The 21,802-nt window shown below is 71.5% G+C and carries 20 protein-coding genes; 5 read left to right on the forward strand and 15 right to left on the reverse strand.

Annotated elements, in window-relative coordinates; translation table 11 throughout:
* Window positions 1–57 precede the first annotated feature (57 nt).
* Window positions 58–1,944, forward strand: a complete 1,887-nt coding sequence (locus ACFW9O_RS16160) for an anthranilate synthase family protein (RefSeq protein ID WP_384609745.1) — start codon at window positions 58–60, stop codon at window positions 1,942–1,944.
* 42 nt (window positions 1,945–1,986) lie between these two features.
* On the opposite strand, the gene ACFW9O_RS16165 is transcribed toward ACFW9O_RS16160, so the two are convergent.
* The 5 genes from ACFW9O_RS16165 to ACFW9O_RS16185 all read right to left on the reverse strand — a co-directional run bounded on the left by ACFW9O_RS16165 (window position 1,987) and on the right by ACFW9O_RS16185 (window position 6,912).
* Window positions 1,987–2,985 (reverse strand): 2-hydroxyacid dehydrogenase, encoded by a 999-nt coding sequence (locus tag ACFW9O_RS16165; RefSeq protein ID WP_384609748.1) that lies wholly within the window; start codon window positions 2,983–2,985, stop codon window positions 1,987–1,989.
* A gap of 67 nt (window positions 2,986–3,052) precedes the next feature.
* Complete coding sequence (locus tag ACFW9O_RS16170; protein ID WP_351175089.1) at window positions 3,053–4,090, reverse strand: 6-phosphofructokinase; 1,038 nt, start codon at window positions 4,088–4,090, stop codon at window positions 3,053–3,055.
* A gap of 114 nt (window positions 4,091–4,204) precedes the next feature.
* The gene (locus ACFW9O_RS16175) at window positions 4,205–4,897 is read right to left on the reverse strand and encodes a response regulator transcription factor (RefSeq protein ID WP_351175087.1); all 693 of its coding nucleotides are present in this window, start codon (window positions 4,895–4,897) and stop codon (window positions 4,205–4,207) included.
* Window positions 4,894–6,123, reverse strand: coding sequence for a MacS family sensor histidine kinase (gene macS / locus ACFW9O_RS16180; protein WP_384609752.1), 1,230 nt, complete (start codon window positions 6,121–6,123; stop codon window positions 4,894–4,896). Before macS ends, ACFW9O_RS16175 begins: the two co-directional genes overlap by 4 nt.
* Window positions 6,124–6,192: 69 nt before the next feature.
* Window positions 6,193–6,912 (reverse strand): lysophospholipid acyltransferase family protein, encoded by a 720-nt coding sequence (locus ACFW9O_RS16185; RefSeq protein ID WP_384609755.1) that lies wholly within the window; start codon window positions 6,910–6,912, stop codon window positions 6,193–6,195.
* 262 nt (window positions 6,913–7,174) lie between these two features.
* On the opposite strand from ACFW9O_RS16185, the gene ACFW9O_RS16190 reads away from it, so the two are divergent.
* Window positions 7,175–7,954 (forward strand): alpha/beta fold hydrolase, encoded by a 780-nt coding sequence (locus tag ACFW9O_RS16190; RefSeq protein WP_351175081.1) that lies wholly within the window; start codon window positions 7,175–7,177, stop codon window positions 7,952–7,954.
* On the forward strand, window positions 7,947–8,615 hold the full coding sequence (locus ACFW9O_RS16195; RefSeq protein ID WP_384609758.1) for a hypothetical protein: 669 nt from the start codon (window positions 7,947–7,949) through the stop codon (window positions 8,613–8,615). The genes ACFW9O_RS16190 and ACFW9O_RS16195 overlap by 8 nt, the downstream gene beginning before the upstream one ends.
* 14 nt (window positions 8,616–8,629) lie before the next feature.
* Here ACFW9O_RS16195 and ACFW9O_RS16200 read toward each other — a convergent pair whose 3' ends face one another.
* The 6 genes from ACFW9O_RS16200 to ACFW9O_RS16225 form a co-directional block, all read right to left on the reverse strand.
* Entirely contained in the window at window positions 8,630–9,391 is a 762-nt protein-coding gene (locus ACFW9O_RS16200) for an endonuclease/exonuclease/phosphatase family protein (RefSeq protein WP_384609760.1), read from the reverse strand.
* A gap of 76 nt (window positions 9,392–9,467) precedes the next feature.
* Window positions 9,468–10,409: an ROK family glucokinase gene (locus ACFW9O_RS16205; RefSeq protein ID WP_351180584.1), complete on the reverse strand. Its 942-nt coding sequence runs from the start codon at window positions 10,407–10,409 to the stop codon at window positions 9,468–9,470.
* Between the two features lie 75 nt (window positions 10,410–10,484).
* A complete protein-coding gene (locus tag ACFW9O_RS16210) occupies window positions 10,485–10,976 on the reverse strand; it encodes a DUF5304 domain-containing protein (protein WP_384609763.1) in 492 nt (163 codons plus the stop codon).
* Between the two features lie 81 nt (window positions 10,977–11,057).
* Window positions 11,058–12,251, reverse strand: coding sequence for an ArsA family ATPase (locus ACFW9O_RS16215; protein ID WP_384609764.1), 1,194 nt, complete (start codon window positions 12,249–12,251; stop codon window positions 11,058–11,060).
* 4 nt (window positions 12,252–12,255) lie between these two features.
* On the reverse strand, window positions 12,256–12,702 hold the full coding sequence (locus tag ACFW9O_RS16220) for an SRPBCC family protein (RefSeq protein WP_351180593.1): 447 nt from the start codon (window positions 12,700–12,702) through the stop codon (window positions 12,256–12,258).
* 120 nt (window positions 12,703–12,822) lie between these two features.
* Entirely contained in the window at window positions 12,823–13,632 is an 810-nt protein-coding gene (locus ACFW9O_RS16225) for a metallophosphoesterase (protein ID WP_384609767.1), read from the reverse strand.
* Window positions 13,633–13,912: 280 nt separating this feature from the next.
* Between ACFW9O_RS16225 and ACFW9O_RS16230 the strand changes: the two genes are divergently transcribed.
* Window positions 13,913–15,709, forward strand: a complete 1,797-nt coding sequence (locus tag ACFW9O_RS16230) for an AMP-dependent synthetase/ligase (protein WP_384609770.1) — start codon at window positions 13,913–13,915, stop codon at window positions 15,707–15,709.
* Between the two features lie 78 nt (window positions 15,710–15,787).
* Here ACFW9O_RS16230 and ACFW9O_RS16235 read toward each other — a convergent pair whose 3' ends face one another.
* Complete coding sequence (locus tag ACFW9O_RS16235) at window positions 15,788–16,930, reverse strand: glycosyltransferase family 4 protein (protein WP_351180602.1); 1,143 nt, start codon at window positions 16,928–16,930, stop codon at window positions 15,788–15,790.
* A gap of 77 nt (window positions 16,931–17,007) precedes the next feature.
* Between ACFW9O_RS16235 and ACFW9O_RS16240 the strand changes: the two genes are divergently transcribed.
* Window positions 17,008–18,234 (forward strand): glycosyltransferase 87 family protein, encoded by a 1,227-nt coding sequence (locus ACFW9O_RS16240; protein WP_384610392.1) that lies wholly within the window; start codon window positions 17,008–17,010, stop codon window positions 18,232–18,234.
* On the opposite strand, the gene ACFW9O_RS16245 is transcribed toward ACFW9O_RS16240, so the two are convergent.
* The 3 genes from ACFW9O_RS16245 to ACFW9O_RS16255 form a co-directional block, all read right to left on the reverse strand.
* Window positions 18,191–19,444 carry a hypothetical protein gene (locus tag ACFW9O_RS16245; protein WP_384609773.1) on the reverse strand — a complete coding sequence of 418 codons (1,254 nt, stop codon included), beginning with the start codon at window positions 19,442–19,444 and terminating at the stop codon, window positions 18,191–18,193. The genes ACFW9O_RS16240 and ACFW9O_RS16245 overlap by 44 nt on opposite strands.
* A 16-nt stretch (window positions 19,445–19,460) precedes the next feature.
* Window positions 19,461–20,483, reverse strand: coding sequence for an NlpC/P60 family protein (locus tag ACFW9O_RS16250; protein WP_384609775.1), 1,023 nt, complete (start codon window positions 20,481–20,483; stop codon window positions 19,461–19,463).
* A gap of 236 nt (window positions 20,484–20,719) precedes the next feature.
* Window positions 20,720–21,745: an NlpC/P60 family protein gene (locus tag ACFW9O_RS16255; RefSeq protein WP_351182061.1), complete on the reverse strand. Its 1,026-nt coding sequence runs from the start codon at window positions 21,743–21,745 to the stop codon at window positions 20,720–20,722.
* Window positions 21,746–21,802 lie beyond the last annotated feature (57 nt).

Here is a 21,802-nt window from a genome sequence, read left to right on the forward strand (position 1 = left end):
GGCGGCCTTCTCTGCGTTCGGAGCCGGGAGCCGTTCCTCCATCCGGAAGGAACTCCCATGCCCGACCGTGTCACCGACCTGGTTCGCAGACTGCTCCGGGACGACTGCCCTCCCTTCGCGCTGTTGCGCAGGCGTACACCCGGCCGGGACCACGACACCGTCGAGGTCCTGATCGGCCCCGTCCACGAGGTGGACAGGCTCGCCGGTCTCCCGGTGGGCGAACAGCCGGCCCTGGCCATGGTGCCGTTCCGGCAGATCGCCGAGCGCGGTTTCGACGTACGCGACGACGGCACCCCGCTGGCCGTGCTGGTCGCCGAGGAGTCCTGGGAGCTGCCGCTGGACGAGGTGCTGGCGCGGCTGCCCGCCCATGACGTACAGGTCGAGGACGGTGCCTTCGACGTCCCCGACGGGGAGTACGCGGACATCGTGCGGCGGGTCATCGAGGACGAGATCGGGCAGGGCGAGGGCGCGAACTTCGTGATCCGGCGGACCTTCGAGGGCGAGATCCCGGGGTTCGGCCGGGCCGACGCGCTGGCACTGTTCCGGCGGCTGCTCGCCGGTGAGCGGGGCGCGTACTGGACGTTCGTCGTGCACACCGGGGACAGGACGCTGGTCGGCGCCAGCCCCGAGGTGCATGTGCGGATGTCCGGCGGGACCGTCGTGATGAATCCGATCAGCGGGACGTACCGCTACCCCGCCGAGGGGCCGAGCGCCGAGAGCCTGCTGGCCTTCCTCGGCGACCGCAAGGAGACCGAGGAGCTCTCCATGGTGGTCGACGAGGAGCTCAAGATGATGTGCACCGTCGGCGACATGGGCGGTGTGGTGGTCGGCCCCCGGCTCAAGGAGATGGCCCACCTCGCGCACACCGAGTACGAACTGCGCGGGCGCTCCTCGCTGGATGTGCGCGAGGTCCTCAGGGAGACGATGTTCGCGGCGACGGTCACCGGTTCCCCGGTGCAGAACGCCTGCCGGGTGATCGAGCGGTACGAGCCCGGTGGCCGCGGCTACTACGCGGGCGCCCTGGCCCTGCTGCGCCGGGAGCCCGGCGGGACGCAGACGCTGGACTCCCCCATCCTGATCCGCACCGCGGACATCTCGGCCGACGGCCGGCTGCGGGTACCGGTCGGGGCGACGCTGGTGCGTCACTCCGACCCGGCGGGCGAGGTCGCCGAGACCCACGCGAAGGCGGCCGGTGTGCTCGCGGCGCTGGGCGTCCGGCCGGGCCGGCCCGAGGCGGAGGCGGGCCGCCCGCGGCTGGCCTCCGATCCGCGGGTGCAGGCCGCCCTGGACGACCGGCGCGGCGGGCTGGCCCCCTTCTGGCTGCGCATGCAGGAGCGCACCGAGGATCTGTCCGGGCACGCGCTGGTGGTGGACGGCGAGGACACGTTCACCGCGATGCTGGCGCATCTGCTGCGCTCCTCGGGCCTCACCGTGTCGGTGCACAGGTACGACGAGCCCGGCCTGCGCGAGACGGTACGGGCGCACGAGGGACCCGTGGTCCTGGGCCCGGGGCCCGGCAACCCCGGGGACGCCGCGGATCCGAAGATGCGGCTGCTGCGCGGACTGACCGCCGAGCTGGTCGGGGACCACCGCCACGGGCTGCTGGGCGTATGCCTGGGCCATGAGCTGATCGCGGCGGAGCTGGGCCTGGAGATCGTACGGAAGACCGTGCCGTACCAGGGTGCGCAGACCCGGATCGAGCTGTTCGGCCGGCCCGAGACCGTCGGCTTCTACAACAGCTTCACGGCGCGCTGCGACGAGGCCGCCGCCACCGAGCTGGGGGCGCACGGCATCGAGGTGAGCCGGGACGCGGACTCCGGGGAGCTGCACGCGCTGCGGGGCAAGGGCTTCGCCTCGGTCCAGTTCCACCCGGAGTCGGTGCTGACGCTGCGCGGGGCCGCGATCGTCACCGGGCTGCTTGCGGCACTGCCGGTGGCCGGCTGAGGCATCCCAAGTGGGGCCCCGGGCGACCGGGGCCCCACGGGGCTACGGAGCGGCCGGAACGAGGACGTTGGCGCTGCGGCGGCCCGCCAGGTAGTCGGTGACGTTCTGCACGGTGGCTTCGATGATCTGTCCCACCGCGTCGCGCGTGTAGTACGCCTGGTGCGAGGTCACGATGACGTTCGGGAAGGTGACGAGCCGGGCCAGGGTGTCGTCGTCGACGCCCTCCAGCGACTTGTCGAGGTAGAACAGCCCCGCCTCCGCCTCGTACACGTCGAGCCCGACGCCGGTGAAGCGGCCGGCCCGCAGTTCGGCGACGAGCGCCTCGGTGTCGATGAGGCCGCCGCGGCTGGAGTTGACCAGGATCGTGTCGTCCTTCATCAGCGCCAGGCTGTCCTTGCCGATGAGGTGCTGGGTGGCGGGCAGCAGCGGTACGTGGAGGCTGATCAGGTCGGCCTCGGCGAGGAGCTGCTCCTTGTCGACGTAGGTCATGCCGAGCGCCGTGCAGGCGGGGTTCTCCGCGACGTCCCAGCCCAGCAGATTCATCCCGAAGCCGTGGGCGATCCGGGTGAACGCCTCGCCGATCTTGCCGGTACCGATCACACCGGCCGTGCGGCCGTGCATGTCCCGCCCGAGGAGCCCGTCGAGCCGGAAGTCGAAGTCACGGGTGCGGCTCACCGCGCGGACGATGTTGCGGTTGACCGCCATGGCGAGGGTCCAGGCGAATTCGGCGACCGAGTGGGGCGAGTAGTACGAGACCCTGGCGACGCGCAGTGCGAGGCGTTCGGCGACGTCGAGGTCGATGTTGTTGAAGCCGGTGGAGCGCTGGGCGATCATCTGCGTGCCGCCCGCCGCCAGGGTCTGCAGGACGGGGCCGCCGAGGTCGGCGTTGACGCTGGTGGAGATGATCTCGTAGCCGGCCGCGATGGGGGCGGTGTCCTTGGTCAGGAAGACGTCCAGGCAGCGGACGTCGTGCAGTCCGGCGAAGGCCTTCTCGATCAGTGGCTTCTCGTCGGACTGCACACCGAATGCCAGGATTTCCACGATGTCTCCCGGGTTGGGGGTGGGGCCTGTCGTCGCGAATATACGGCCCGCACCCCCGGTGCGCCGGTCAGCCGAAGAAGACCCCGGCCTCCGCGTACAGGGCGGGATCGACGGTCTTGAGGCGGGCTGTCGCCTCCCTGATCGGTACGCGTGCGATGTTCGTGCCCTGCAGCGCCACCATGATGCCGAAGTCGCCGTCGTGCACGGCTTCGATGGCGTGCAGCCCGAAACGGGTGGCGAGCCAGCGGTCGAAGGCACTGGGTGTGCCGCCGCGCTGGACGTGCCCCAGGACCGTGGTCCTGGCCTCCTTGCCCGTACGGCTCTCGATCTCCTTGGCCAGCCATTCGCCGACGCCGGAGAGCCGGACGTGCCCGAAGGAGTCGTGCGACGCGTCCTTGAGGACCATCTCGCCGTGCGCGGGCGCCGCACCCTCGGCGACCACCACGATCGGCGCGTAGCTCGCCCTGAAGCGGGAGGTCACCCAGTCGCAGACCTGGTCGATGTCGAAGCGCTGTTCCGGGATGAGGATGACGTTGGCGCCGCCGGCCAGACCGGAGTGGAGGGCGATCCAGCCCGCGTGCCGGCCCATCACCTCGACGACGAGGACGCGCATATGGGATTCGGCCGTGGTGTGGAGCCGGTCGATCGCCTCGGTCGCGATGCCGACGGCGGTGTCGAAGCCGAAGGTGTAGTCGGTGGCGGAGAGGTCGTTGTCGATGGTCTTGGGAACGCCGACGCACTTGATGCCGTATTCGTCGGACAGGGTCGCCGCGACGCCGAGCGTGTCCTCGCCGCCGATCGTGATGAGGGAGTCGACCTCGTACTTGGCGAGGTTCTCCCTGATCCGGCGGACGCCCTGCCCGGCGTACTCGGCGTCGAACGGATTGGTACGGGAGGAGCCGAGGATCGTGCCGCCGCGCGGCAGGATGCCGCGCACCGCCGGGATGGAGAGCGGTACCGTCTCGCCCTCCAGTGGTCCGCGCCAGCCGTCCCGGAAGCCGGTGAAGTCGTAGCCGTACTCCTGCACGCCCTTGCGGACGATGGCGCGGATGACCGCGTTGAGTCCGGGGCAGTCGCCGCCCCCGGTCAGTACTCCGACCCGCATGGAAGCATCCCTTCGCCGAAGTGAGCTCTCTACGGGTCACGCTAATGGTGATCCAGCTCACTCCGGGATGGGTCGGACGGTCAATTCCCGTACGGCCGACGGTGTTTGTTCCTGTCAGGCGTCGTCGAGGCCGGTCTCGATGGCGTACCGCACGAGCTCCACGCGGTTGTGCAGCTGGAGTTTGCCCAGGGTGTTCTGCACGTGGTTCTGCACGGTGCGGTGCGAGATGACCAGGCGTTCGGCGATCTGCTTGTACGAGAGTCCCTTGGCCACGAGCCGCAGCACCTCGGTCTCGCGTTCGGTGAGCTGCGGGGCCTTCGGCTCGTCGGAGGCGGCCGGGGCGGGGTCGGAGGCGAGCCTGCGGTACTCGCCGAGGACCAGTCCGGCGAGTCCGGGGGTGAAGACCGGGTCGCCGGCCGCCGTCGCGCGCACGGCGTCGGTCAGCTCCTGGGTGCTGGCCGACTTGAGCAGGTAGCCGGTGGCGCCCGACTTCACGGCCTCCAGCACATCGGCGTGCTCACCGCTGGCGGAGAGCACCAGGACGCGCAGCCCGGGGTGGGAGCCGACGAGCTCCTTGCAGACCTGGACGCCCGGCATGCCGGGCAGGTTGAGGTCCAGGACGAGGACGTCGGGGCCGGCCGCCCTGGCGCGTCGTACGGCCTGCGGGCCGTCACCCGCGGTCGCCACCACGTCGAAGCCGGACTCGGCCAGGTCGCGGGCCACGGCGTCGCGCCACATCGGATGGTCGTCGACGACCATCACCTTGATGGCCCGCTCCTCGGATGCCTGTGTGTTCGGTGTACTCATCGGGCCGATCCTGCCTTCCCCCGCGAAACCTTCGGAACCTTCAACTCGACCTCGGTGCCCTGGCCGGGCACCGAGATCAGCTCTGCTGTGCCGCCCAGATCGCGCAGCCGCCCGCGGATCGACAGGGCGACGCCGAGCCGCCCTTCGCCCTCCGCCTGGTCGAGCCTGCCCTCCGGGATGCCGGGCCCGTCGTCCCGGACCGTGACGATCACCTCGTCCGGCTCGTCCTCGACCAGGATCCATGCCTGCGCGCCCGGCCCGGCGTGGACCCGCACGTTGTCCAGCGCGGCGCTCACCGCTGCGGCGAGTTCACGCGCGGCGGCGGGCGCGAGCAGTACCGGGGCGCCGGGTTCCGCGAAGCTGACCCGGGAGCCCGCGTGCCGGGCGAGGAGGGTGCGCAAATCGCATTCGGACGGCCCGGACTCCTCGTCGTCGATGTCCACGTCCACGGTGCGGACCACCGCGCCCTCGGCGGTGTCCTCGGAGACCCGGGTGGTGGGCACCAGACCGCTGGAGACCAGGGTGCGCAGGGCGACCTCCTGCTCGCCCGCCATCCTGCCCAACTCGGCTGCCTCGCCGCCGAGCGCCGAACCACGGCGCTGCACCATGGCGAGGACCTGCAGCACGCTGTCGTGGATGTCTCGGGCGAGGCGCTCGCGCTCGCGGGTCGCGGCCTCGATCTCCAGGGCGCGGGCCAGAGTGCGCTCACTGGCTCGGGCGACCTCGACGACGTAGCCGATCGCTATCGACGCGACCCAGACCAGCAGGACGTTGTGGAAGGTGTCCCGGCTGGGCTCGCCGCGCTCGACGATGTTGGCGGCGGCGACGAGCGTGGAGGCGAAGGCCGCCCAGCGCCAGCCGCCCTTGAGCGCGAAGGCGAGGACCGAGCCCGCGGTCCAGATGGAGGGAAGGGTCGGGCCGTCGACGTGCTGGGCGCTGAAGTCGGCGAGCGGGGTCAGCAGGATCCCCGTCAGGGCGATGGTGAGGTCGATGCCGAGGAAGCGTTTGGTGCAGCTCGCGGCGCCCGCCACCCTGGGGAGGGTGGCCAGCGTCCAGATGCTCATGACCGCGAGGAAGGCGATGGCCACCCAGGGCCGGTCGTACGTCTTGTCGCGGAAGCCCGCGAGCAGCACCGCGTAGATCAGCGTCAGTACGCGGTACGCGGTGAGCGCACGCCACAGCGGCTGCTCGACCGACATCCGCACGACCCGCTCGAGCCTGGCCATGTCCCCTCCCCCGTTTCCTGCATGTACTGCGTGTCCTGCGTTTCTTGCCCCGGACGGTGAACGACGCGGTTACGCGCCGGACCGTTCCGTCCCCTTCTTCTTCGCCTCTTCGGCGATACTGCGCTTGGCCGCGGTCGCGTAGATGTCCACGTACTCCTGGCCGGAGAGCTTCATGATCTCGTACATGACCTCGTCGGTCACCGAGCGCAGGATGAAACGGTCGCCGTCCATGCCCTGGTAGCGGCTGAAGTCGAGCGGCTTGCCGATCCTGATGCCGGGCCGCATCAGCTTGGGCACCACCTGGCCCGGCGGCTGGATCTTCTCCGTGTCGATCATCGCTACGGGGATGACGGGTGCGCCGGTGGCGAGGGCCACCCGGGCGAGACCGCCGGGCTTGCCCCGGTAGAGCCGTCCGTCGGGTGACCGGGTGCCCTCCGGGTAGATACCGAAGAGCCCGCCGCTCTCGATGACCTGGATGCCGGCCCTGATGGCCGCCTCACCGGCGCCACGGCCGCCGGAGCGGTCCACGGGGAGCTGGCCCACGCCCTTGAAGAAGGCTGCGGTGAGTTTGCCCTTCACTCCGGGGGCGGTGAAGTACTCGGCCTTGGCGATGAAGGTCACCTTGCGGTCGAGGACGGCCGGCAGGAAGAACGAGTCCGAGAACGACAGATGGTTGCTCGCGAGGATCGCCGGCCCCTGTGCGGGGATGTTCTCCAGGCCCTCCACCCACGGCCTGAAGGCGAGCTTCAGAGACCCGCCGATGGAGAACTTCATTGCGCCGTAGATCAACTCGTATGCCTCCTGTGTGCTGTCCGTCCGACCTTAGCCTGTGCTGCCTCGGCGTCTTCCGCCCGGCATGTGCCCGTGCTCCCCGCCGGTGCTCCCCGCCACAGGGGCACCCCCGCCCTGCCGACGGCCGGGAGACGATGGCCGGTGACGACGTCTCGGACGGTGACGGCCCTGGTCGGTGTCGGTCCGGTCGCGTACGGTGAAGTAATCCTTTTGCACTCCCCTCACACGCCCCCGTCCCGCTCATGAACAGGAGACCCCGGTGCCGGTCCTTCCTGGAGCCGAGCCGTTCCGCCACGAGGGCGGAGAGGTCGGCGTCCTTCTCTGTCACGGATTCACCGGATCGCCGCAGTCGCTGCGCCCCTGGGCCGACTACCTGGCGGAGCGCGGCTTGACCGTGTCCCTCCCGCTGCTGCCCGGACACGGCACGCGCTGGGAGGACATGGCGGTCACGGGCTGGCAGGACTGGTACGCGGAGGTGGACCGGGAGCTGCGCGTCCTGCTGGCCCGGTGCGAGCAGGTCTTCGTCTTCGGGCTCTCCATGGGGGGCGCGCTGTCGCTGCGCCTCGCGGCGAAGCACGGCGACGCGATCCGGGGCCTGGTCCTGGTGAACCCGGCGAACAAGGTGCACGGTCTGTCCGCGTACGCCCTGCCGGTCGCCCGGCACCTGGTGCGGACGACGAAGGGGCTGACCAGCGATATCGCGCTGGAGGGCTCCGAAGAGGTCGGTTACGACCGGGTGCCGCTGCACGCCGCCCATTCGGTCCGGAAGTTCTTCCGGCTGGTCGACGCCGAACTGCCTCAGGTCACACAGCCGATGGTGCTGCTGCACAGCCCGCAGGACCATGTCGTGCCGCCGGCCGACTCGGCGCGGATCCTCAGCCGGGTGTCGTCGAGGGACGTCGAGGAGATCCTCCTGGAACAGAGCTACCACGTGGCGACGTTGGACCACGATGCGGAGCGGATCTTCGATGAGAGCTACCGGTTCATCGGCCGCCTCGCACCCAGCGTCGGTAGAAAGGGGAGCACGTCCGGTGGCTGAGCACGACGCGGAGCGGGCAGGCAGTGACGAGGAGCGCGAACCGCGCCCCACGGAGGGGACGGCCGTCCCCGAGGGCACGGAGGAGGCCCGGCCGCTGGACGAGGCCGCGGCCTGGGAGGCGATCGTCGCCGGATACGGCGAGGAGCCGCCGGACCCGCCGGGCGCCAAACCGTTCAAGTCCATCGAGGACCTCGCCCTGCTGGAGGACGACCAGCTCAACACCCTGCCCGGTACGGACACGGGCGCGGGTGACGACGCGGACAAGGGTGCGGGCAAGAAGGCGCCCGGCAAGCCGCCGGAGAAGAAGCCGCTCGGCAGTTCGGTGGTCTTCGCTCCCGGGGTGGCAGGTCCGCGCGACTACGACGTGGCGGATCCCCAGGACTCCGACACCGACGATCCGGACGACAGCGAGGAGGGGCATTTCGTCCCTCCGGAGCCGCCGCCGCTGCCCGAGGCCGATGTGACGGCGAAGTTCGCCTGGCTCGCGGTCGTCGGCGGCCCGGTGCTGATGCTGGTCGCGGTGCTGCTCCAGTGGGACATGACGTGGTGGCTCACCACGCTCTGCATCGGCGGCTTCCTGGGCGGCTTCGCCACCCTGGTGGCCCGGATGCCCCACGACGAGGACGAGGACAACGACCCGGGGCGCGGCGCGGTCGTCTGACCGGCGACGGGCCCTCAGCCCCCCGCGGGCACTCTGAGGGCGGCCAGTACGGGCAGATGGTCCGTGGCCGCCCGCAGGTCCGCGTCGGCGACTCCGGGCAGGCCCGCCGGAACGCCGCACCCGAGCACCTCGATGCCGTCCGTCGCGAAGACCGCGTCGATGCGCTTGACCGGTGCGTGGGGCGGGAAGGTGTACTCGCCACCCCAGGGGCGTACGGACCGGCAGTCCTGGAGCCGTCCGGCAAGCCGCCGGAACGCCGGCCCTTCCGGTACGTCGTTGAGGTCTCCCGCCACGACGGCGTGCGGGACGTCCATCGCGTCGAGCTGGGCGAGCAGGAGTTCCGCCTGGGTGCGGCGCTCCTCGCGCTGCAGGCTGAGGTGGCAGCTCACGACCCCGAGCCTGGCCCCCGCGATCCGTACCACCGCCGTGGCCAGGCCCCGCCGGTGAAGTCCGGGGGTGAGCGGCAGCAGGACGTCCTCGGCGCGCTCCACCGTGGCGCGCAGGGAGCACAGCAGCAGCGGTCCTGCGGCGGGGGCACCGCCGCCGAGGACCACCAGGTCGGTCATCGCGGCGAGCCGGGCCGCCGCCTTGCGCCAGCGGAAGAAGCGCGGGGCTTCCTGGACGCACACCAGATCGGGTGCGCAGGCGCGGATGACGCGGGCCATGGCCTCGGTGTCGTCGCGCAGCGAGCGGACGTTGTAGCTGAGCACCCTGATGACGGCCGAACCGTCCGGCTCGGTACGGGAGTCGGGCAGCGGCATCGGCGTCGTGACCATGCGAAGCACGATACGACGGACGCCCGTCGCGCCCCGCGGGGCGCGACGGGCGTCCGTCGTCGTAGTGCGTGTGGACTCAGCCCTGGCGAGCCAGGTCGGCCGCGCCCACCAGTCCTGCCTTGCCGCCCAGTTGGGCCGCGAGAACCTGGGCGTGCGGACGCCACTCGCCACCGATCAGCCAGCGCCGGAACGACTTGCGGATCGGGTCGAGGACCAGTTCGCCCTCGTCAGAGACGCCGCCGCCGACGATGAACGCCGACGGGTCGAAGAGCGACGCGAGGTCGGCGAGTCCGGCTCCGGCCCAGCGGGCCAGCTCACGGAACGAGTCGACGGCCACCAGGTCGCCCTGCCGGGCGGCCTCGCTGATGTGCTTGCCCTCGATGCCGTCGACCGTGCCGTCGCCGAGCGACAGCAGTATCGCGGCGTTCTCCGGGGTGGCGTTGGCACGCTGCTTCGCGTACCGGACGAGCGCCCGCCCGGATGCGTACTGCTCCCAGCAGCCCTGGCTTCCGCAACCGCAGAGCAGGCCGTCCGGGACAACCCGGATATGACCGAATTCCGCCGCTACACCGAAGCGTCCCCGGCGCAGCTTGTTGCCGATGATGATGCCGCCGCCGAGGCCGGTACCGAGCGTGATGCAGATGACGTCGTCGTGCCCCTGGCCGGCACCGAAGCGGTATTCGCCCCAGGCCGCCGCGTTGGCGTCGTTCTCGACGACGACCGGCAGGCCGACGCGCTGTTCGACCTTGTCCTTGAGCGGCTCGTGGCGCCAGTTGATGTTCGGAGCGAACAGCACGGTGGCACGCTTGTCGTCGACGTATCCGGCTGCGCCGATGCCGACCGCCTCGACTTCGTGTCCCTCGCTCGCCCCGGCCACGGCCGAGCAGATCGCGTCGACGATGCCTTCGGCCGTCGGCGGGGTCGATACCTTGAACATCGAGAGGATCCGGCCCTCTTCGTCGACCACTCCAGCCGCGATCTTCGTGCCGCCGATATCGACGCCGATGGTGAGTCCCATGAATCCCTCAGTTTCGGTCGAGCCCCGCTACGGCCAACCGTACCCGAGCCGGGGACGGGTATTTCCTGCCCACGGTCAGTCCAGGTCGATGTGTTCGCTGCCGCCGGGGCCCTCGTCACGCGGGTCGGAGGGGTCGTCGGCGGCCTTTTTCGACGGGCCCGGGGTACTTGTCGTACTACCTGTCGAGCCTCCGGCGCCCTCGGTACCGCGGGTCCAGCGGCCTTCCTGGCCCTCGACCGCGGAACGGTAGGCGGCGAGAAGTTCGTTGCCGGCGGCGGCGAGATGGTCGAAGAGGTCCGGATTGCGCTCGATGACCGGCTCGACCGCGGACTTGGCCTGCCGGATCACCTGCTGGACAGTGCCCTGGGCGGCCATGCCGAGCAGCGGCGACTGGAGCGAGGTGACCTTGTCGGCCACCGCGTCGATCAGCTTGCGCAGCTCCTCGGCGGCGGATCCGGGCTGCGGCCCGTGCTGGGCCCGCCGACGGGCCTTCTCCGCCTCGAGGTCCTCGGCGCAGGCCTCGGCCCACGCGTCGTCGTCGACGGGACGATCGGTGGCTTCACTCATGGCGGACTCCTGCGACGCGGTTGCCTGTGGTGGCCCCACGGGCCACGTACTACCGACGTTACCCGAACGGTGGTAAGCCGTTCATCGTGTCCTCGGCCAGAGCGCGGGGTCCGGCGTGAACCGGACACGCAGGACGCCGTCGGTCAGCGCGGCCCCCGAGACGGTGCAGCGGCGCAGCGCGGACTCCAGGCGCACGATCCGGTGGAACGCGCCCACGGTGAGGAGCAGTTCGTCACCGCGCCGGACGAGCCGCAGCTGCTCCTTGACGGCTCCGGGCAGGGGCAGGCACCAGACGAGGACGCCGTCGCCCCCCTCGCCGCGGGTGTCCTCCGTCCACGAGGGGTCACCGGCGCGGCCCGGTGCCCGTTCGTCGGGTGCGCAGGCCTCACCCAGGAGGGCGAGGTCGTCGAGGCCCTGCGGGTCACGCCCGAGGTGGGCCACCTCGGTCAGCGGGGTCCCGGGGGCCCACACCTGGTGCCAGCGGTCCAGGCTCTTCTCCTGCTGGGCGGCGAGACCGGCGAACCAGGGGTCGGACGAGTGCCGGGGCAGGATGCGGTTGGCCACGAGGGTGTCGACGCGCAGTCCGTGCAGGGCCAGTCCGGTGCGGGCGGCGCCCAGGGTGTCCTCCGCGGCGGGCCCCGGTTCGGCGACCAGCCGCACGGTGGTCGAGTCGTCCTCGATCAGTGACTGGACCGCGGCGAGCTCGGCGTCCTTGCGGGCGGCTGCCTCGTACAGCCACTGCGCCGGCATGGGGACGCCGGCGAGCTGGGCGAGCATCGGGCGCAGCGCGCGGGCGGCCTGGCGCTCCTGGGGCAGGAGACGGCGCAGGTAGCGGCGCAGCTGCCCGGGCAGGGCGAGCAGGGCGAGGGCGTCGGCCAGCGGGGGGAGGTCGACGACGAGGACGTCGTAGCCGCCCTTCGACCAGTCGCCCTCGGCCGCGCGGCGCAGGGTGTGCAGGAGGGCGAGCTGGGCGCTGCCGGGCAGCTCGGTGAGCTCCTCGCCGTCCAGCCGGCCCGCGCCGAGCAGGTCGAGCGCTCCGGACGCACGGTCCTGGAGGGCGACGAGTTCGCTGCGGAAGTGCTCGCCGGAGTCGATACGCGCGTGGTGGAGCCCGTCGGTGACCTCGGTGGGTTCGGCGCCGGCCGGGAAGCCGGGGACGGCGTCCGAAGAGATCAGGAGGGTGCGCCGGCCGTTGCGGGCCGCGGCCAGTGCCGTCGCCGCGGCGACGGTGGTACGGCCTGCGCCGCCGGGGCCGGTGACGAGGACCGTACGCACGTGATCAGGCCTTCGGGACGGACTCGACGCGCTTCTTCAGTCCGGCCAGGGCACGGTCGATGATGACCTTCTCGGCCTTGCGCTTGATCATGCCCAGCAGCGGGATCTTGACGTCGACGGCCAGCCGGTAGGTGACCTCGGTGCGGTCGCCGCCGACGGGGGCCAGCGCGTAGCTGCCGTCGAGGGCGCGCAGCATCTGGGACTTCACGAGGGTCCAGCTGACCTCGTTCGCGCCGTTCCAGGTGTAGGCGAGGACGTGGTCGTCCTTGATCGCTCCGGCGTCCAGCACCAGCCGGACCTGCTCGGCGCGGCCGAGCTCGTCGGTGGCCAGGATCTCGGCCTCCTTCACCTCGCCGGTCCATTCCGGATAGCGGGCGAAGTCGGAGATCACTCCCATGACGTCGGCCGGTGCCGCCTCGATCGTGATGCTCGAGCTGGTGTGTTCAGCCATCGCCGTGGCCCTCCAGTGCGGTGTACCGGTCGCGTTCGGCAGAGGCCTGCCGTGTGCAGGCTATCGCGTACCCGGCGTCGCCCCGTCCACGCCCCGGCCGTCGGCCCGGACCCGTGGCCCTCACCACTCCAGGGCCCAGGGCCGCCCGGTCGACGCGAAGTGGCCGACGTTGACGCACTCGGTGACGCCGATCCTCATCCGGCGTACCAACGGCTGGTGAACGTGGCCGAAAATCGCGTACCTCGGGCGGGTGCGGTGAATGGCGTCCAGGAGCGCGCGGCTGCCGCGCTCGAAGCGGCGGGCCACCGTGTCGTACGTCAGCTCGGGCACCTCGGGCGGGATGTGCGAGCACAGCACGTCCACCGGGCCGAGCCCCTCGACCTTGGCGGCGTACTCCTCGTCGCTGATCTCGTACGGGGTGTTCATCGGGGTTCTGAGGCCGCCTCCGACGAACCCGAAGACCCGGCCGCCGATCTCGACGCGCTCGCCGTCCAGGACCGTGGTGCCGGGGCCCGCGAACTCGGGCCAGAGAGCGGGCACGTCGACGTTGCCGTAGGTGGCGTACGTCGGGGTGGGCAGAACGGCGAACATCTCGGCGTACTGCTTGCGCACGGCGCCCAGGATCGCGGCGTTGCGGTCCCTGCCCGCCCACAGGGCGCGGCCGAAGTCGCGCGCCTCCTCGAAGCGGCGTGCGGTGCGCAGTTCGACGATGCGGTCCGCGTTGTCCTTCCCGAACAGGTCCGGGAAGATGCCGCGCGAGTGGTCCGCGTAGTCGAGGAAGAGAACGAGGTCCCCGAGACAGATCAGGGCGTCCGCGCCGTCCCCGGCGCGTGCCAGCGCCTCCGTGTTGCCGTGCACGTCGCTGACCACGTGCACACGCGTACCGCGGGTGGCGGTTGCGTCTCGACCGTCCGGTCCGCTGGCTCGCATGGAGATCACCCTAGGTTCTCCGCACCCGCGCTGGGTAGGGCCCACCGGACCTGCGGATACTTCCGGGTCGTGACAGGGGTGGACTAGTGTGCACCCAAGGACCACTTATATGTGTGATGCATAAGACATCTGGCCGGAACCCCCTATCCGGAACCGAGTACTGATGGGTAACGTCCCGCCAGTCCAGTCGTGCTCACCCCACTGAGCATCTGCCAGTCTTGGACCGATCCGGTGCGTCACACAGAGCCGTGGAACCGGAGCCCGATGAGGAGCAGCAGTCTTGCGCGAGTTCAGCCTTCCGGCCCTGTACGAGGTCCCTACGGACGGCAACCTGACGGATCTCATCCGCCGCAATGCCGCTCAGCATCCCGATGTCGCGGTGATGAGCCGCAAGGTGGCCGGCGTCTGGACGGACGTCACGGCCACCCAGTTCCTGGCTGAGGTCAGGGACGCCGCCAAGGGATTGATCGCGGCGGGCATCGAGCCCGGCGACCGGGTCGCCCTGATGTCCCGCACCCGCTTCGAGTGGGTCCTCCTGGACTTCGCCATCTGGAGCGCGGGCGCGGTCACCGTGCCGGTCTACGAGACCAGCTCCGCCGAACAGGTCCAGTGGATACTCGGCGACTCCGGTGCGGTCGCTGCCGTCGTGGAGAGCGACGCCCATGCCGAGTCCGTCGCCTCGGTGCGCGACGCGCTCCCGGGGCTGCGGCACGTGTGGCAGATCGACCGGGGCGCGGTCGGCGAGCTGACCGCCTCGGGCGTCGGCGTCTCCGACGAGACCCTCGATCTGCGCATGGTGAGCGCCAAGGCCGACGACCCGGCCACCATCGTCTACACCTCGGGCACCACCGGCCGCCCCAAGGGCTGTGTGCTGACGCACCGCAGCTTCTTCGCGGAGTGCGGCAACGTGGTGGAGCGGCTGAAGCCCCTCTTCCGTACGGGTGAGTGTTCCGTCCTTCTCTTCCTGCCCGCCGCGCACGTCTTCGGCCGCCTGGTCGAGGTCGCCTCGGTGATGGCCCCGATCAAGCTCGGCTGTGTGCCGGACATCAAGAACCTCACCGACGAACTGGCCTCGTTCCGGCCGACGCTGATCCTCGGTGTGCCGCGGGTCTTCGAGAAGGTCTACAACTCGGCGCGCGCCAAGGCGCAGGCCGACGGCAAGGGCAGGATCTTCGACCGGGCGGCCGACACGGCGATCGCGTACAGCCGTGCGCTGGGCACGCCGCAGGGCCCGTCGGTGGGCCTGAAGGTCAAGCACAAGGTCTTCGACAAGCTGGTGTTCAGCAAGCTTCGGGCGGTGCTCGGCGGTCGTGGTGAGTACGCGATCTCGGGCGGCGCGCCGCTCGGGGAGCGGCTCGGCCACTTCTTCCGCGGCATCGGCTTCACGGTGCTGGAGGGCTACGGCCTCACCGAGACCTGCGCGGCCACGGCCTTCAACCCGTGGGACCGGCAGAAGATCGGTACGGTCGGCCAGCCGCTGCCCGGCTCGGTCGTGCGCATCGCCGACGACGGCGAGGTGCTCCTGCACGGCGAGCACCTGTTCACGGGCTACTGGAAGAACGAGACGGCGACGGCCGAGGCACTGGCCGACGGCTGGTTCCACACGGGCGACATCGGCACGCTCGACGAGGACGGCTATCTCGCGATCACCGGCCGCAAGAAGGAGATCATCGTCACGGCGGGCGGCAAGAACGTCGCCCCGGCCGTGATCGAGGACCGGATCCGTGCGCACGCCCTGGTGGCCGAGTGCATGGTGGTCGGCGACGGACGGCCGTTCATCGGCGCCCTGGTCACCCTCGACGAGGAGTTCCTCTCCCGCTGGGCCGAGGAGAACGGCAAGCCGGCCGGTTCGACCGCGGTGTCGCTGCGTGAGGACGCCGATCTCCTGGCCGAGGTGCAGCGAGCGGTCGACGACGGCAACGCGGCGGTGTCCAAGGCGGAGTCGGTGCGCAAGTTCCGCATCCTGGCCCAGCAGTTCACGGAGGAGGCGGGCCACATCACCCCGTCGCTGAAGCTGAAGCGCAACGTCGTGGCGAAGGACTTCGCCGACGAGGTCGAGTCGATCTACCGCGCCTGAGCGCACGGCAGGGCCGTACACACGTACACATGACGAGGGGCCCGCACCACGACGGTGCGGGCCCCTCGTCGTACGCGTTCAGAGCAGCGTCTTCAGCTCCTCCGCGAGCAGGTCCCAGCGCCACTTCTCCTCGACCCAGGCCCTGCCCCGCTCCCCCATCCGCCGGCGCAGCTCGGGATCGCCGAGAAGGGTGACGATACGGTCGGCGGACTCCTCGGCCGAGCCGCCCCGCACCACCCACCCGGTCTCGCCGTCGAGCACCGCGTCGGGTGCGCCGCCCGAGTCGCCCGCCACCACCGGCAGCCCGGTCGCGGACGCCTCCAGGTACACGATGCCGAGGCCTTCGACGTCGAGCCCGCCGCGCCGGGTGCGGCAGGGCATGGCGAAGACGTCGCCTGCGCCGTAGTGGGCGGGCAGCTCCTCCCACGGCACCGCTCCGGTGAAGCGCACGGAGTCCTGGACGCCCGTCTCGGCGGCCAGCTTCTTCAGCTGCCCCGCGTACGGCCCGCCGCCGACGATCAGCAGGACGGCGTCCGGCACCCGCGCCAGGATCGCGGGCATGGCGAGGATGAGGGTGTCCTGGCCCTTGCGCGGGACGAGCCGCGACACGCAGACGACGACGGGCCGGTCCGCGAGCCCCAGCCGGGCCCTGACGCGGTCCCCGCCCGAGGACGGGTGGAAGGTCGACTCGTCGACACCGGGCGGCAGCTGGACCATGCGGCCCGCGGCCTCGGGGGTGAGGGCTGCGGCGATCCTGGAGCGGGTGTACTCGCCGAGGTACGTGATCGTGTCCGTGCCCTCGCCGATGCGGCGCAGCAGTTGCCTGGAGCCGGGCAGCTGGGCCCAGCCCGCCTCGTGGCCGTGGGTGGTCGCCACGATGCGGCGTGCTCCGGCCCTGCGGAGCGCGGGTGCCATCAGGCCGAGCGGGGCAGCCGCGCCGAACCAGACGGAGGAGCACCCGTGTGCGCGCAGCAGCCGGACCGCCTGCCGGGTGACGCGCGGGGTGGGCAGCAGCATCGTCGTACGGTCGCGCACGACGGTGAAGGGCTGTTCCGCGTCGAAGGCGGCGGTGGCCTCCTGGCCCTCCGCGCCGCGCTTCCAGGTGGAGGCGTAGACGACGAGCCGGCCGGGGTCCACGCGCAGTGCCATGTTGTGCAGGAAGGCCTGGATGCCACCGGGGCGGGGCGGGAAGTCGTTGGTCACGATCAAGGTCTTGTCCATCGCCGCCGACAGTACCGGGCTGCCGACCGGCCCTGCTTGACGGCTCCCGCACATCAGGCAACGGCATCATGACGGTTATGCGTCTGCTCCTCGCCACATGGATCCTCACCCGAGCGGCGCTGCTGCTCTGCGTCTTCAAGGTGTTCACGGTGCCGGGTCCGGACGTCACGAGTGATGTCTCGGTGATCTACCACGGCTGGTACGAGGTGCTCCGCGCCGGTTCGTACCCGCTGGACGACGTCACCTGGCAGTACCCGCCCGCCGCCGCGCTGGCCGTGCTCGCCCCGGCGCTGCTTCCCTTCCTGGAGTACGCGTCCGCCTTCTTCGTCCTGGTACTGGCATGCGACGCCCTGGTGGTTCTGCTCCTGCTGTACGCGTCCGGCCGGCCGGGCACGCGCGCGGCGGGCGGCTGGGTGTGGGTGGTGGGTGTGCCGCTGCTCGGGCCGACGGTGTACGCCCGGTACGACCTGATGGTGACGGCCGTCGCGGTGGCGGCGCTGCTGGCCGGGGTGCGCCACCCGCGGGTCCTGGGGGCGCTGGCGGCGTTCGGCGCGCTGATGAAGGTGTGGCCGGTCCTGCTGCTGGCGGGTACGGCCCGGGGGCGTGCCACGCGGCTCTCCTGGTCGGCTGCGGCGGTGACGGCCGGCGGGCTCCTTCTGGCGGCCTCTGCGGCTCTGCCCGGCGCGTTCGCGTTCCTGACGTTCCAGCGGGACCGGGGGCTGGAGGTCGAGTCGCTGGGGGCGCTGGTCTTCCACCTGGCGCGGCAGTTCGGCTGGGAGGGCCGGGTGGAACTGCGGTACGGCTCGATGGAGTTCGCCGGCGCCCACGTCGGGCCGGTGAGCACGCTGGCACTGGGGCTGAGCGTCCTCGCCCTCGGCTGGCTGCTGGTGTGGCGGCTGCGGGCCCGCACGTTCGCGGTGCACACCCCGGCGGACACGGCGTTCACGGCGGTGCTGCTGTTCACCACGACCAGTCGTGTCATCAGCCCGCAGTACATGGTGTGGCTGGTGGGTCTGGCCTCGGTGTGCCTGGTGTTCCGCGGCAGCCGGATGGCCCTTCCGGCGTGCCTGGTCCTGGTGGCCACCGGCGTCACCCTGCTGGAGTTCCCGCTGGGCTTCGCGCATGTGGTGGCCAGTGACGCGGAGGGCGTGACGCTCCTCGTCGTACGCAACGGCCTGCTGGTCGCGGCGACCCTGAGCGCCGGTCGGCGGCTGTGGCGGGGGACGGTGCCGGGGGTGCGGACCGGGCGCGAGGGGCGGCTCAGCCGAGCCGCTCGCGCAGATACTCCCGCCAGCGCACCGTGAAGTCCTCCGGAGTCGTACCGAGCACCGTCTGCATGGCCTGTTCGACCGCCCCGTCCCGCCCGGAACGGGCCCCGACGGCCTTGTAGAAGGCGATCAGCTTCTCCTCGCCCCAGTCCTGCGCGATCAGCTCGCAGGCCAGCCAGCCGCCCTCGTACGCCTTCGCGAGGGTGGCCGCGTCCCCGCCGAATCCGAAGTCCTCGTCCACCGGCAGCCGGGCGGGCAGTTCCGCGCGACGGACCGCGCCGGTCAGCTCGGGGGCGATCTCCTCGGCGGTGCGGCTCTCCCGCCGGTAGGCGGCCCGGTCGGCGAAGCCCTCGGAGAGCCAGACCGGTGTGGCCGCGGAGGTGTGGGCCCTGGTCGCCACGTGGGCGGTCTCGTGGGTGAGGACGACCCTCTGGCCGAACTCGCCGAGCATTCCGTACGCCTGCGGATTGACGATCACCCGGTCCGCCGGAGCCCTGCCCCTGCCGCCGACCTCACCGGTGGTGACGGCCGCTATGCCCCGGTAGCTCGCCACGGGTGAGCCGAGGAGGCCCGCCATGTCCTCCACGGATTCCGGTACGAGCACGACCACCCGCTCCGTCCAGGGCTCGGGCCAGCTGCCGGAGACGGCCGGCACGGCCCCGTCCGCGGTGTCCGCGATCCGGCGCAGTTCCCTCTCGCGGCGGCCGACGCCGAGGACGAGGCTGTGCGTGCCGCGTACGACCTGGACGTCGCCCTGCTGCCACAGCAGCCCCGGAGCGTCCCCGTCGGCCCGGTCCGCGGCGATGTACCAGGTCCCCTCCTCGCCGCGGCGCACCAGTTCCACCGTGCGGGCGGAGGACATCGGGGCGTTGTCGTAGCCCTTGAAGCGGTAGCGCAGCTCGACGTCGGCGGTGACCCGGCCGGAGCCCTCTTCGGTCACGTCCTTGACCCTGTACGCCCAGGACTCCAGGGGTATGTCGGCCAGATTCTCCAGTTCGGTGCGCTGGGCCGCCCGGAAGGACGTGGCCCGCGGGTCGAGCGAGGCCAGGTAGGCGTCGGGGTCGTGTCCCATCACGGCGGCGGCCCTGCGGTCCAGGGTGGTGCCTATCTCCCGGGCGGTGAGGCCGGCCGCGGAGTCCTGCGGCAGGGAGCAGGCGGACGCGAGGAGCAGCCCGGCGAGCACGGCGCCCGCCGTGCTCCGTGTGCGGGTGCGTCCCCGCCGCGCGTTCCGCGTCCGAACAGCCATCCTGCCGATCGTACGGTCAGACGCGGGTCACCGAGGAGACGGGCATCATGCCGACGGGGTCGTAGCGCACCGGGGCGCCGGGGTACGGGGCGTGGATGACCTGGCCGTTCCCCGCGTACATGCCGATGTGGCTCGCGTCGGCACGGTAGGCGACGAGGTCCCCGGGCATCGCCTCCCCGAGCGGCACCATGCGGCCCGCGTTCCGCTGGGCCTGGGAGGTCCGCGGCAGGCTGACCCCCGCCTGGGCGTACGCCCACTGCATCAGCCCGGAGCAGTCGAACGCGGACGGACCGTCGGCGCCCCACACGTACGGGCTGCCGAGTGCCTGCCGGGCCGCCATGAGAGCCGCCAGCGCGCGTGGGGAGGCGGCACCGGGAGGAGGGAGCGCCTCGTGCCCGGCGGACCGCGAAGCGCGGCCGAGGCTCTCGCGGTCCTCGGCGGGCAGTGAGTGCAGGAGCTGCCGGGCCCGGGCCAGCTTGCCCTCGACGGTGCGCTTGTGCCGGGTGACGGCCGCCCGGTTGCGCTCCAGCCCGGCGAGGGCTCCGGTGGCCTCGGCACGGGTCTGGGCGATCCTGCGCTGAGCCTGCCGGAGCTTGTGCAGCAGCACGGCCCTGCGGTCTCCCAGCCGGTCCAGGGCGGCGGCCCGGTCCAGGAAGGTGTCCGGGTCCGAGGAGAGCAGCAGCGCGAGCGAGGGGTCGATGCCGCCCGAGCGGTACTCCGCACCCGCCATGGAGCCGAGGGCGGTCCGCATCCGGTTGATGCCCTCCTGGGCACGGGCCGCCGCGTCCTGGGCCCTGTCCACCTGGCCGCGCAGCAGGTCGACGTTCTCCCGGGCCTTGTTGAACTGCTCGGTGGCGCGCTCGGCCTCCCCGTACAGCTGGTCGACCCTGGCCTTCGTGCTCTCCCGGGTGTCCTGCGGTTCCGCGCCCGCCGGGGCTGCGCCGAGGGTGGCCGCCGCGGTGGCCGCGGCGGCCGACAGGACGGTGGCCCGGATGCCCCGGGTGGGGCCGGGCCGGGTGGGACGGCGATGCGACACCACAGGAAGCCGCACTCCCTTCCGCTGTACGCAGATGTGCGCAGCCCCTGCCGCCCTGGAGGGCGGACCGACGACCGGGAGCTGCACGGCAGCGCAGACAGTAACCGGACGGCTACGGAGCGACCAAAGGCCACGCCCGGGCGCGGGAAGGGGACAAACAGCGCCGCCCCGCCGGTGACCTGTCGGTCTCCGGCGGGGCGGGGCTCAGCGAAGGGTGCGGCGATTCGCCCGTTCGGGCGTCAGATCCGCACGCCGAACTGGAAGGTGCCCATGTAGTCCATCGACTCGTAGCGGACCACGGTGCCCGGCTTCGGGGCGTGCAGGATCTGGTTGTTGCCCGCGTACAGGCCCACGTGCGAGGTGTTGTTGAAGAAGACCAGGTCGCCCGGCTTCAGGGCGCTGCGGCCGATCCGGACACCGTCGTTGATCTGGGTGTACGTGGTGCGGGTGATCTGGACGCCGGCCTGGGCGTAGGCCCACTGGGTCAGACCCGAGCAGTCGAACGAGTTCGGGCCGGTGCCGCCGGAGACGTACGGCTTGCCCTGCTGCGTGGCGGCGGCCCTGAGGGCGGCGCCACCGAGAGCCGATGCGGGGACCTCGTTGCCGAGGTTGACGCGCTCACCGGCGGCGCGGCTGGCGCGCTGGTCGTCCGCGGCCATCTTGGCCCGCTCGGCGGCGGTGAGGGTGTTCAGGAGCTTCTGGGCGTCGGCGAGCTTGCCCTGGAACTTCTTCTTGTTCTCACCCAGGGTCTTGCGGACGTCGGCGAGGTCGCCGAGCTTCGCCTGCGCCTCCTTGCGCTGCTGCGCGAGGGTGCGCTGCTTGGACTGGATCTTCTGCAGCGACTCGGTCTGCTTGGCGGTCAGCTGGTCGAGCGCCGAGGCCTGGTCGAGGAAGGTGTCCGGGTCCGAGGCCAGGAAGAGCTGGACGGACGGGTCGATGCCACCGGAGCGGTACTGCGCGGTGGCGAGCGAACCGAGCTCACCACGCATGGTGTTGAGCTCGTCCTGGCCGCGCGCGACCTTGTCCTGGATCGCGTCGACCTGCTTCTTGAGCTTGTCCTGCTGCTCCTTGGCCCCGTTGTACTTCTCGGTGGCGGCCTCGGCCTCGTGGTAGAGCTTGTCGACCTTCGCCTTGACCTCGTTCTTGGTCGGCTTGGGATCGGCGTGCGCAGCCTGGGAAGTCAGGGCCACGGCCGCAGCGGCGGTCGCGGTGAGCACGGTCACGCGGGTGCGGCTCGGCTGCTTGGGACGACGGTGGGACGCCACGAAGGCGAGCTCCTTCTTCCTCGAGCCGCCTACCGGGCTGTGGGGGACTGAATCCCC

It is taken from the genome of Streptomyces sp. NPDC059499 (assembly GCF_042749285.1).
Taxonomy (GTDB): domain Bacteria; phylum Actinomycetota; class Actinomycetes; order Streptomycetales; family Streptomycetaceae; genus Streptomyces.